Raw genomic sequence first — 11,350 nt, 5'->3', positions numbered from 1 at the left:
CCGGGCTCTCATCCCCTCCGGCGCCCGGGGCGGTCGTTCTGACGAACACCTCCCCGGGCACGCGACGGAAACGACGAATCGGCTCTCACGAACGCCGCGGCGGCTCCTGGGTGGCCCCGGCGAGGGTTCTCTCGCCGGGGCGGGCGAGGGGGCCGACGAGTTCGTGGGGCTGGTAGGGCTCCTCCAGGTAGGTCACCTCGTCGGCGGTGAGTTCCACGTCGAGGGCGCGCACCGCGTCGTCGACCCTGCTCGGCTTCGAACAGCCGACGAGCGGTGCGGCAACACCCCTGGCCCAGTGCCAGGCCAACGCGATGTCGGACATCGGCACCTGGTGCCGTTCGGCGAGCTCGGCGACGCGCGTGACGATGGGCATGTCCGTCTCACGGTCACGGTCGTACTTGCTGCGCATCGTGGTATCGGTGGTGGACCGTACGCTGTCGGAGTCCCAGGTGGGGCGGGTCAGATGCCCCGAGGCGAGCGGACTGTACGGAGTCAGGGACATGCCGTACTGGCGGCACACCGGAATCAGCTCCCGCTCGTCTTCCCGGTAGAGCAGGTTGTAGTGATTCTGCATGCTGGAGAACCTCGTCCAGCCATTCTGGTCGGCGACCACCTGCATGTTGTGCAGCTGGTAGGCGTACATGGCAGAAGCCCCCAGCGCACGAACCCTGCCCGCCCTCACCAGGCCATCCAACGCCTCCATGGTCTCCTCGATGGGCGTGTCGTAGTCGAAGCGGTGAATGATGTACAGGTCGAGGTAGTCGGTGCCCAGGCGTTCGAGTGTTCCAGTGATCTCGCGTTCGATGGCCTCCCGTGACAGGTGCCCCTCGTTGAAGTAGACCTTCGATGCGAGCACCACGTCCTCTCGCCTGACGCCGAGGTTCTTCAACGACTGTCCGATGAACTCCTCGCTCGTGCCGTGGGCGTAGGTGTTGGCCGTGTCGATGAAGTTCACGCCCAGTTCCAGCGCCCGGGCGATGACGGCCTGGGTGGCGGGCTGGTCGATGACCCACTGGTGGAAATCGGGAAAGACCCTCCCGAAGCTCATGCCACCGATGCACAGCCGCGGGATCGTGATATCCGTGGTACCGAGCTTTGTGTACTCCATGTCTCCTCCTGCCGGGTGAAACAGGCCACGCGCATCGCTGCCGGCCGGTGACGCGCCGGTGCATGCCGTCCCGGCTGACCGGGCACGGCGAGCCGGCCATGCCGCATGGTCTCACGTCGTCGTGGGAATGGATTGTACGACTCACGGCCGGCATCGTCGATGCCCCGCCGCTGCACCTCCGGGGTGGCCGTAGGGGATGACCCGCCCCGGTCTCGCCCTGAACCTACCGGGCGCAGAAGCTCGTTCGCCGGACACGGGCAAGCCCATGTCACCCCAGCGCCACATCCAGGATCATCATCAAGACGAATCCCAGCGAGAAAGAAACCGTCCCGACATTCGAGTGCGTATCCGAGGACATGTCCGGGATCAGTTCCTCAACCACCACATACATCATTGCTGCAGCAGCGAAGGCCAGCAGGTAGGGCAGCACGATGACAGCCGCACTCGCGGTGACAACGGTCACCGCGGCAGCAATCGGCTCCACGACCCCGGAGAGGACGCCGCACAGAAAGGCTTTCGCCTTCGACATTCCCTCGACCCTGAGCGGCATTGACACGATGGCGCCCTCAGGATAATTCTGAATGGCGATGCCTAGCGACAGGGCCAAGGCGGCCGTCTGACTGATCCCGGTTTCCCCGGACAACCATCCGGCATACACCACGCCAACAGCCATCCCCTCGGGGATGTTGTGCAGGGTGACAGCCAGGATGAGCTTGGTCGTCCGTTTCAGACCGCCCACCGGCCCTTCGATTTTCTCGCCGACGTGCATGATGCGGTGCACCAAAACCAAGGAACAGGAGAATCCGATACCCACCAGAAAACCAATGGTGGCAGGTATGAAGGAAAATCTTCCCAGCTGAGCAGAACTTTCCAGGGCCGGTTGCAACAGACTCCAGAAGGAGGCCGCCACCATGACACCGGCGGCGAAACCGGTCAAGACCCGCCGCGCGACATCGGAGATACCCTCTCGCAAGAAGAATACGGTTGCCGCACCGAGGCCGGTCCCAAGAAGCGGTAAGAAGATTCCCAGCATCAACTGGGCGTTCACGGGGAACACCTCTATCACAGTTCCCACCGCCTCACTGGAAGCATGTGATGCTCGTTCACGCGCCGCCCATGACCTTCGACAGAAGAATGGTCGCCCCTGATTTCAACGTCATCGACTCGTCCGGCACTGTCCCCTGACGGCCACGCAGGACAGCCATTCCTCATCTGCCACGAGGACCCGGCTCATGGTCCGGATCATACGATAGCCACCACCAACCTCGCCGAGAAACACGTCAGTAACCCGCCGACAACGCCAATCCTGTTACCGGAAAGCCATGGCGTTCCGCGCGAGACCGCCGGAAGCAGTCCTCCTGGGGTTGTGCCTCCTCGGGCGCACCTTCGACCACGGCTTCGAACAACTCCCCCAAGCACGAGAGTCAACAACCGTTCTTGTGTCATGCCAGACGCATCCGCCGCGTCAGGGATCTGTGGGTGGACAGGAAATCCGGGAAGGACGACCCCTCACGGACAACTCTGGTCAAACGGTTGTAGGAGGATCTCTGCGCCCACCACTGGCACGCCGCCGGCGCTCCCCACGAGATGCGCGAGAAGACCCTGTCCCCGCAGCGACTCGGGTCCCTCGTCCAGCTGGTGCGCCACTACGGACGCAGCGCACTGAGTGGGAAGGTGAAGGCGCCGTTAGGCATCGTCATGGTGGGTCCGTCGGCGGTCACGACGGCAGTGAAGACCGGTGCGGGCGTATATCGCGTGTCAATGTCGGCCACGAACGCAGCCAGGGAGTCCTGTGCCTTCGGTATCTGCCGTTGCCCCAGCTTGACCTCGAAAGCAGCCCAACGGCCGTCGTCGAACTCGACGACGGCGTCGGCCTCCTTTCCCGACTTGTCCCTGTAGTGGTAGACGTGCCCACCTCGCAGTTCGGCGAAGGTCCGCAGATGCTGTACAGCCTGGGACTCGAACCACAACCCGGCGGTCTCCAAGTCATGCATCAGACGCTCCGCCGAGGTCCCGGTGATGGCTGCAGCCAAGGCGGGATCCACGAAATGGAGTTTTGATGAGGTGCGCACCGCGTAGCGTGAACGCAGGTGCGGAGCCCACGCGGGCTGCTCTTCGACAATGAAGAGCCGCCTCAGGGCGTTGACGTAGCTCGCGGTGGTCTCCGCGCTGAGCGCCTGAGTCGTCACATCCCTCGCGATGGTAGTGAACGAAGCCTCGGTGGCGATGTGGCGCGCCAGGGAGCGCAGGAGTGCGTGCAACCTGATCGGATCGCGGCGCGGCTCTCCATCGAGCCGCCCCACGTCGATGTTGACAACATCCTCCACGTAGTCGCGCAGGTGACGCTGCGCCTGCGCAGTGGTGGCATCGACGTCGCCCGGCCAGCCGCCGTGCACCAGCACATCCAGCGCCTCTGGGACGCTCGTGCCGGAGTCAAGCGCGGGCGGCGGCGCCTCGCCGTCGAACAGTGCCGCCAACGAGACGGTCCCCGCGCCCAGACCGCGCTCGAACAGGGTCATCGGACGCAGGCGCACCCTGGAGATCCGGTGGGCACCGGAATGCCGCGTAGCATCCTCGGCGGGAACCGAGGAACCGGTGAGTATGAACTGTCCAGGGCGTTGCCTGGCGTCGACCTCCCGCCGTACCGCATTCCACAGGTCCGGTGCGAGCTGCCACTCATCGATCAACCTGGGGGTGTCACCGTCCAGCAGCAGCGCAGGATCAAGGTCGAGCGCAGCGCGAATCTGCGGCAGACCCGAGTCCAGGGCGACCTCGGATGCCGCATGCTGGCGTCCAGTCATGGTCTTGCCACAGGCGCGCACGCCCTCAATCAGCAAGCCACCCGAGTAGCCCAGGACATCGTCGACGAGGGCATCAACGACACGAGGACGGTAGCTCACATCGGCCATCGATCTCCTCCTGCAATCCAGCGCAAGACCAACTTCAACCCAGGAGTTGGCGTCATTCTAGCCGGGCAGTTGGCGTCGTCCCAACCGGGCACTTGGCGTTCGGGGACGGCACAGCAGGACGCGGCAGGGGCCTCCCCCAACCAGTCCTCGCCCGAGGCTGCGCCGGGCTCATCATCTCCAGCCAGGCCGGCCACATGATGCGTCTGAGCGACAAGGTCGAACAGCAACCTCGGCGAACTGGCCACCGGCAGGACCGCTCATCGCCGGCGGTGCGATCGCCTCGATCAACGCCGGTCGCTACACGCTGGGCGGGTGACCGCCGACGGGCACAACGACGGCGGCCGACCGCCCTTCCTCACATGAGACGGTCGGCCGCCGCGCAGCTGGCGGGGAACTCCGTCAGGACTGCTCCTGCGCCTGCGAACCGCTGACGGCGTCGAGGGCCGCGAGGGCGTTGAGCGTGCGGGGGTAGCCGATGAAGGGCAGATTCGACTCGATGACCCGGATGAGTAGCCCGCGGGAATTACCCACCGAGAGATTCCCGGCGGCATGCCCGCGGGCCTGCGCGTCGGCACCGCCCTGGGCGACGATGACGCAGAAGGTGACGAGCTCGCGCTGCTTCAGGTCGAGCCCGCCACGGGTGTACCAGTCACCGAAGCAGTTGCCGACCAGCCACTCGTTGATCTTGGGATAGTCGGGGTTTCCCTTATCCTTGTAGCCGCGCATGCCCTCACCGAAGATGTCGACCTGAGCCCGTTCTCCCCCGGCGAGGCGGCTGTCCAGGTCCGGAGTCGTGCCGGCCTGGGGTTCGAGGGGTAGTTCGACGCCGGCCGCCTCGAGGATCTCGTTCGTGGCCTTCAGGAAGGGGAAGACACGACCGATCCCCAGGTAGGCGACCGCCTGGTAGACGATCTCCTTGAGCTGCACGGGGGTGATCCCGTTGCGCAGGGCGGCCGGGGCGATGGCACGGTACTCGTCGATGCCCTGGCAGCCGAGCAACGTCGCCAGCCAGCCGAGGTAGCGGGTGACCTCGTCGAGCTGGACGGCATCGACGACTTCGTCGAAGGCGAAGTTGTCGAAGCGCTCGATGAACTCGGGGTCGGTGCGCAGGAAGTCACTTTCGTACCCCGGGAACATCCTCTCGTGAAACGCCTGGGCGTCAGCCGTCAACCTCGTTTGGTAAACCATGGGGAATCTCCTCTCCGCTGTGACAGGATCGTCTGGCACCGATGTTCAGGACTGGCTCCAGCCCTCCTGCAGGTACTGTAGGTCGCCATACCAGTACGCAGCCGTGGATCCGCCGTCGCAGAGAATGTCGGTACCGGTGATGAAGGTGCCCTCCGGCCCCATGAGGAAGGCCACGAGCGCTCCCATCTCGTCCACGGTGCCGGCGCGCTTCGCAGGCATCAGGTCGAGCATCTTGCGGTAGCCCTCGCCGCGTGGGCCGTTCAGTTCATCGAAGGCGAGCGGCGTCATGATGATGCCGGGCGAGATGGAGAACACGCGCGCACCGCGCCTGCCCCACTCACACGCCTGGCTCTGCACGCGCAGCACGTTGCACCGTTTGGCGTACTGGTAGGCACGCAGCGTCGTGCCGACGCTGTCCTCGGCGAGGAGGGGCAGATTCAGCAGTTCCTCTGTCGGAGTCATGGCGAGCGCCCAGTTCTCCTCGGCGGAAAGAGCGGGCAGACGGTGGCCCGACTGGCTGGACACCACAACCCCCGAACCGCCCTGGGCGATGACCTTGCCGAACTCCTCAAGCAGGACGGATGTCCCGTAGAGATCGACGCGCAGGATCTCAGCAATAGGGGCCTGCGAGGGGCTCACCCCTCCCGCACAGATGACATTGGTGATGGGGCCGAATTGCTGACAGTGCGCTATCACCGCCAAGATGTCCTCCCGGCTGCCGAGATCACAGGCCATGGCCGAGCAGTCGAAACCATCCCTCTGCAGGTCCGCGGCAACACGATCGACCTCCTCCTGCGTACGGCTGGTCAGCACCAGGTGCTTGCCCTGAGCCACACGCCGGGCGATCGCGACGCCGATACCCCCGGCCCCCACCAACGCGACGACGTCCTTCATGACCTTGTCCATGCTCGTGTTCCCCTCTCCTGTTCGTGAATCGGCCGCTCAGGGCGAGTGCACCCGCATGCTGCTCGCCCCAGACGAAATCTGCGCTCACCGCCGACTCGCTCTGCTGCGACGACCAGACCTGCACCGTCCCGGACGTTCGATCGTGGCGGCCAAGGACCTGCCGCCGTGAGACCTGGGTGATGCGGCAGCGACGCGGCGTGCGCATGTGTCGCAGCATCGTGCGAATGACCTCGGTGAAGCAGGACGCTCCACCCTTCCACGCAGAGGTGCCCCGCGCGCAAGACCCGATGGCGTCCACCGCACCGGGTCATGGCGCCACCACTGACCCGCTCATGTGCGTCTCGCCCCAGGTGCACAGTTGGTCGAGCACTTCCATGAGGGACTCCCCCAGTTCGGTCAACGAGTACTCCACCTTCGGGGGAATCTGCGGATACTCCTGGCGCGCTATGAGGCCATCGGCCTCCAGTTCTTTCAGGTTCGCAGAGAGCGTCTTGTCGGTGATCCTCCCCAGGTAGCGGCGCATCTCGTTGAAGCGCACCGGTTGGAACTCCATCAGACAGTAGAGGATCGCCATCTTGTACTTGCCCCGGATGAGCGACATCGTGTAGCTGTAGCCGGTGCCCTCGAACTGTGCATCCGCGATGCTCGGCGCCTGATCAGACATCCCCCTGCTTTCTTCTGAGAAGGTACCTGTTCTCAAAAACAGTACTGGTTCAGGCTTCGTCGTCGCAATAGAGTGCGTCACCAGACGCGGACATCCGCCGCGACCGCACATCGATCATGAGAGAGGGCCCCTGACATGGCCAACGCATCCATCCGCGACTACCAGGACATCATCGACTGCGTGAGGATCTACACCGAGGGCGGCAACGTGAGCGGCGACGCGCAAAGGCCCGCCTTCTTGGCGGGGGCGACCATCAATGGGGACCCCATTCAAACGCTGTTCGACACCGTGGACGAACTCGGCCCCGGCGAGTCCACCGCGCAGATCGACGTACTCGACGTCGTGAACGACATCGCGGCCGTGCGCGTGACGATGGAGAACTTCCACGGGGCGGACTACGTGGACCTCCACGTGCTGAAGAAGACCGAGGACGGCTGGAAGATCGCCGCGAAGGTCTTCACCGACAAGTGATCGGCCAACGGCGCAACGAGGAGGAATGACATGAGGGTATTCGTGGCAGGAGCGTCCGGCCGTGTCGGGCAGGAGGTGGTGACGCGGCTGGCGGCACGCGGGCACGAGGTGGTCGCCGCATCGCGCAGCGCCGAGTCGCGGCAGTGGCCGGCGGGGGTCGTGGCCCGCAACCTCGATTTCCACGCCGACGTGGGGACGCTGACCGATCTGGTCCGTGGAAGCGACGCCGTCGTCTTCACCGCGGGCTCGCGCGGCAAGGACCTGTTGCAGACCGACGCATTCGGCGCCGTGAAACTCATGAGGGCCGCCGCCGCGGCAGATGCACGCCGCTTCATCATGCTCAGCTCGATCTTCTCGCTGCAGCCCGAGAAATGGGAGCACGAGGAGTCCTTGAAGAGCATCACCAATTACAACATCGCGAAGTTCTTCGCCGACGAATGGCTGACCAGGCTGTCGGGCCTGGAGTGGACCCTGGTGAGGCCCAGCGTCCTGAAGGACGAGCCCGGCACTGGACGCATCGAACTGAATCCAGAGCATGACGGCAGCATCCCCATCCCCGATGTGGCCGAGGTCCTGGTCGGCGTCCTCGACACGCCGAGGACCGTGGGCCGGATCATCGACATGCGCCGGGGCTCGGAGCCCATCGCCGAGGCGCTGGCGCGGGCCTGAACCCGGGCCGGTGCCGTCCTCCCCGCCGGCTCAGGGCACGAGGACGATCTTCCCGACGGCGCCGCCTGCGTCGACGCGGGCCAGAGCCTCGGACACCTGTGCCAGCGGCAGGGTGGGGCCGACCTGTGCGGGCACGTTCTGGCCGGCGAGGATCGTCGCGGCCCGGTCCAGCTGCTCGCCGTCGGCGTGGACGAAGACGAAGCGGTAGCGCTGCCCGCGCCTGGCGGCCGCGCGGTCCGCACCGGCGCCGGCCAGCGTGAACAGTGCCCTCTTGAGAGGGCCGTAGCCGGCCCGTCGGGCGAATTCGCCGTTGGGGCCGCCGCGCAGCGAGACCAGGGTGCCGCCGGAACGCATGATGCCCAGCTGACGCCTCATCTCGTCGCCGCCCAGGGAGTCGATGACGAAGTCGACGTCGTGGAGCACGTCGGCGTAGTCCTGGGTGCGGTAGTCGATGAAGCGCGCGGCGCCGAGCCGGCGGACCCGCTGCTCGTGCCGGGCATTGCCTGAGGTGATCACCTGCAGCCCGCGGGCCGCGGCGAGCGGGATGGCGGTGGCGCCCAGCGATCCGGTCCCGCCGGAGATGAACACGGTGTCCCCCTCACCGGCGCCCTCCAGCAGGTCGAGGGCCTGCATCGCGGTGAGCGCGGTCAGTGACAGGGTTGCGGCCTCCTCGAAGCCGTAGGCATCGGGAATCGGGGCGAGTGCGTCCTGGTCGACGGCGGCGTACTCGGCGAAGGCGCCGATCCCATCCAGCGGCATCCGGCACATGACCCGCTGCCCCACCCGCACCCGCGTCACCTCGGCACCGACGGCCTCCACCTCGCCGGCCAGTTCGTTGCCCATGATGAGCGGGGTGCGATAGCCGACCAGGAGGGCGACCTCCTTGCGGGCGATCATCGTGTCGAGGGGGTTCACGCCGGCGGCACGCACGCGCACCAGCACGTCCTTCGGCCCGACGTCGGGGTCGCGGACCTCGCTCACCTGCACGGCGTAGGGCGCCTTGCCGTGGCGCATGAGGACTGCTGCCTTCATCTGGTTCCTCCATGGTCGAGTTCGGCGCGCTCGGCGGGCGAAAGCCGGGCGCGCATGGCGGTGACGCAATCGGCGAGGGTGCGGGAGGCGAGTGCCCGACGGAGAGCCTCCTCAGCCTCGGCGAACATCGGGGTCAGCACCGGTTCGATGTGACGGCCGACGACGCAGGCGTCGTTCGGGTTGCGGTGCATGTCGATGGCATGCACCGGGTGGCCGCAGGCGGCGTCGTGAACTGCCAGAAGCGTGACCTCGCGCGGGTCCATGAGCATGTGGTAGCCGGCCGACCCCGAGTGGGAGCCGACGATTCCGGCCTGCCCGAGACCGGCCATGACCTTGCGGACATAGCTGGCATTCACGCCCGTGCTCGTCGCGATCCTGGCTGACGTGATGGGCCCGTCCGGCTCCTCCGCCTGCGAGACCAGCACCAGGGCGTGCACCGCCACTGAGAATCGCGTGTCCATCGCCACCTCCTGTATCACTAAGTAATACAGGTGCAGCGTAGCGCGGTCCCTCAACGGCGGGATCGACAGTGCTGCCACGCACGTGCCGGTAAGTGTTCACCGGCCAGTCGGGATACCTACGCGACGGCTGCAATGGGCGATGTCCACACCAAGGACGGTGCGCACGGCCGGTCTCGCGCAATTCCTGGAGCATGCGCCAGCATCATGAGGCGCCGTCCTCCGCCCCCTGAACTCCCGGGAACAGAGAGGGCACGTGCCCCGGCGGACAATGCCAGGTGAACCGTCACCGGTTGATGCGCATGGCCAGTTTGCGCGCGACCGAGCGGGGCACGAGGCGAGAGCCAAGCGCCATGGCCTTCGTGAACGCCCCTTGCAGGCAGACGGCCTTGCCCTTGCGCATGGCGGCCCAGCCGTCGCGGGCCACGTCGGCTGCGCTCGCGGCGTGGCGGAACATCGCAGAACCCGAGCTCATGGCGGCTGCGGACTCGAAGCCGGTGGCGGTGGGGCCCGGGCACAGCGCCGTCACGGTGACGCCCGTACCAGCCAACTCCTCATGAAGAGCCTCGGAGAAGCTGAGCACGTACGCCTTGGTGGCGTAGTAGGTACTCATGTACGGTCCTGCGCTGAACGCGGCGACCGACGAGAGGTTGAGGACCATGCCCGTCCCGCGTTCCACCATGGGCGGCACCAGCAGCCGGGTGAGCTGCATCAGTGCGACCACATTGACCTGCACCATGTCTCGCTGCCGGGCCCAATCGGCACGATGGAATGTCCCTGAGTCGCCGAAGCCCGCGTTGTTCACGAGCACATCGACGTTCAGCTCATGTTCGAGAACGAAATCGTATACATCGAGCGCCTCATTCTCGCGCGAGAGGTCTGCCGGGCAGACGTGAGCGTGTATGCCGTACCCGTCCTCCAGTTCGTTCTCCAAGGCGAGGAGCTTGCCCTCGTTACGGGCCACGAGCACGAGGTCGAAGCCCTCGCCTGCGAGTACGCGGGCGACCTCGGCCCCAAGACCGCCGGATGCACCCGTGACCAGGGCCGTCGGCCTGCTGTGTGCCATCGCTCATTTCCTTTCTCGTGACGGCCGTCTCGGCGGGACACGTGGACGTCGCCGCCCGCCAATGGGCGTCTCCCGCTCGCCGGTCATCGGAATGTGTCGACCCCATTCAACGTGAAGAAGGCGCCTGCGAACACGACACGGAGGGCGGGAGTGTTCGGACTTGGCGGGGGACGTTCTACAGCGTTGCCATGACAGCGGAGAGTGCCCGCTCGACGAGGCGCTTCGCGTCCTCGACGCCGGTCGTCTCAGGATGCTCCATCCACCAGGTGTAGGCGCCGATGGCAGCGGAGGCGCCCATCTCGGCGAGCAGGTCCCGGTTGGGTTGCATCCGCGATGACGGGTAGCGCCGGGCGAAGTTGGTCTTGATCGCGTCCTTCCACCTGGCCACGAAGCGGGCATCGGGCTGCACGACGAGCAGTGTCCGAAAATCCGACCACCTCTCCTCGACGAAGCCGAAGGTCTCGTCCAGGAAGACGCCGAAGTCCATGCCGGGAAGGTCGCCATCGGAGACGCGGTCCGTGACCTCGCCCAAGCCGGCGAGGAGTTCGTCCTCAACCTCGACGAGCACGTCGTCAAGATTGCGGTAGTGCGCGTAGAACGTGGTGCGGGCCACCGGAACTGCCGCGCAGAGGGCCTTCACCGTCATGCGGTCCAAGCGCTCGCGGGCGTAGATGTCCATGAACGTTTCCCGTATGGCGTCCCGAGTTCCCAATAGCGGCCGTCACCTTTCGCACGTACCCGCGGATGGTGGCTCATCCACGAGACTCACTCCCATTCGATGGTGCCCACGGGCTTGGGGGTGAGGTCGTAGGCCACGCGGCACACGCCGGACACCTGGGCCAGGATGCGGGCGGTGATCCGCTTCATGAGCGGCCAGTC

At 66.0% G+C, this 11,350-nt stretch carries 13 protein-coding genes; 2 read left to right on the top strand and 11 right to left on the bottom strand.

What is annotated here, in order from left to right; translation table 11 throughout:
- Nucleotides 1-85 precede the first annotated feature (85 nt).
- From PROPJV5_RS09015 to PROPJV5_RS08990, 6 genes are all read right to left on the bottom strand, one after another.
- Entirely contained in the window at nucleotides 86-1,108 is a 1,023-nt protein-coding gene (locus PROPJV5_RS09015) for an aldo/keto reductase (RefSeq protein WP_119716024.1), read from the bottom strand.
- A gap of 268 nt (nucleotides 1,109-1,376) precedes the next feature.
- A complete protein-coding gene (locus PROPJV5_RS09010) occupies nucleotides 1,377-2,156 on the bottom strand; it encodes a ZIP family metal transporter (protein ID WP_220474398.1) in 780 nt (259 codons plus the stop codon).
- A gap of 598 nt (nucleotides 2,157-2,754) precedes the next feature.
- Nucleotides 2,755-4,017: an ATP-binding protein gene (locus tag PROPJV5_RS09005; protein WP_119716023.1), complete on the bottom strand. Its 1,263-nt coding sequence runs from the start codon at nucleotides 4,015-4,017 to the stop codon at nucleotides 2,755-2,757.
- A gap of 399 nt (nucleotides 4,018-4,416) precedes the next feature.
- Entirely contained in the window at nucleotides 4,417-5,205 is a 789-nt protein-coding gene (locus PROPJV5_RS09000) for a carboxymuconolactone decarboxylase family protein (RefSeq protein WP_220474397.1), read from the bottom strand.
- Between the two features lie 45 nt (nucleotides 5,206-5,250).
- On the bottom strand, nucleotides 5,251-6,111 hold the full coding sequence (locus tag PROPJV5_RS08995; RefSeq protein ID WP_239018452.1) for an SDR family oxidoreductase: 861 nt from the start codon (nucleotides 6,109-6,111) through the stop codon (nucleotides 5,251-5,253).
- A 307-nt stretch (nucleotides 6,112-6,418) separates the two neighbouring features.
- Nucleotides 6,419-6,775: a winged helix-turn-helix transcriptional regulator gene (locus PROPJV5_RS08990; protein ID WP_119716021.1), complete on the bottom strand. Its 357-nt coding sequence runs from the start codon at nucleotides 6,773-6,775 to the stop codon at nucleotides 6,419-6,421.
- 135 nt (nucleotides 6,776-6,910) lie between these two features.
- Between PROPJV5_RS08990 and PROPJV5_RS08985 the strand changes: the two genes are divergently transcribed.
- Together PROPJV5_RS08985 and PROPJV5_RS08980 are read left to right on the top strand one after the other, a co-directional pair.
- The gene (locus PROPJV5_RS08985; RefSeq protein WP_119716020.1) at nucleotides 6,911-7,246 is read left to right on the top strand and encodes a nuclear transport factor 2 family protein; all 336 of its coding nucleotides are present in this window, start codon (nucleotides 6,911-6,913) and stop codon (nucleotides 7,244-7,246) included.
- Nucleotides 7,247-7,276: 30 nt separating this feature from the next.
- Nucleotides 7,277-7,915 carry an NAD(P)H-binding protein gene (locus PROPJV5_RS08980; RefSeq protein WP_119716019.1) on the top strand — a complete coding sequence of 213 codons (639 nt, stop codon included), beginning with the start codon at nucleotides 7,277-7,279 and terminating at the stop codon, nucleotides 7,913-7,915.
- A 30-nt stretch (nucleotides 7,916-7,945) separates the two neighbouring features.
- Here PROPJV5_RS08980 and PROPJV5_RS08975 read toward each other — a convergent pair whose 3' ends face one another.
- From PROPJV5_RS08975 to PROPJV5_RS13170, 5 genes are all read right to left on the bottom strand, one after another.
- Nucleotides 7,946-8,947 (bottom strand): NADP-dependent oxidoreductase, encoded by a 1,002-nt coding sequence (locus PROPJV5_RS08975; protein ID WP_119716018.1) that lies wholly within the window; start codon nucleotides 8,945-8,947, stop codon nucleotides 7,946-7,948.
- Entirely contained in the window at nucleotides 8,944-9,408 is a 465-nt protein-coding gene (locus tag PROPJV5_RS08970; protein WP_119716017.1) for an RrF2 family transcriptional regulator, read from the bottom strand. Before PROPJV5_RS08970 ends, PROPJV5_RS08975 begins: the two co-directional genes overlap by 4 nt.
- Nucleotides 9,409-9,691: 283 nt before the next feature.
- Complete coding sequence (locus PROPJV5_RS08965) at nucleotides 9,692-10,471, bottom strand: SDR family NAD(P)-dependent oxidoreductase (RefSeq protein WP_119716016.1); 780 nt, start codon at nucleotides 10,469-10,471, stop codon at nucleotides 9,692-9,694.
- Between the two features lie 175 nt (nucleotides 10,472-10,646).
- Nucleotides 10,647-11,150, bottom strand: coding sequence for a TetR/AcrR family transcriptional regulator (locus tag PROPJV5_RS08960; protein WP_119716015.1), 504 nt, complete (start codon nucleotides 11,148-11,150; stop codon nucleotides 10,647-10,649).
- Nucleotides 11,151-11,236: 86 nt separating this feature from the next.
- Nucleotides 11,237-11,338, bottom strand: coding sequence for a GMP synthase (glutamine-hydrolyzing) (locus PROPJV5_RS13170; RefSeq protein WP_420812729.1), 102 nt, complete (start codon nucleotides 11,336-11,338; stop codon nucleotides 11,237-11,239).
- Nucleotides 11,339-11,350: the final 12 nt, after the last annotated feature.

The sequence above is a fragment of the Propionibacterium ruminifibrarum genome (assembly GCF_900289195.1).
In the GTDB taxonomy this organism is placed as follows: Bacteria; Actinomycetota; Actinomycetes; order Propionibacteriales; family Propionibacteriaceae; genus Propionibacterium; species Propionibacterium ruminifibrarum.
This window is presented reverse-complemented; position numbering and strand designations above follow the sequence as displayed.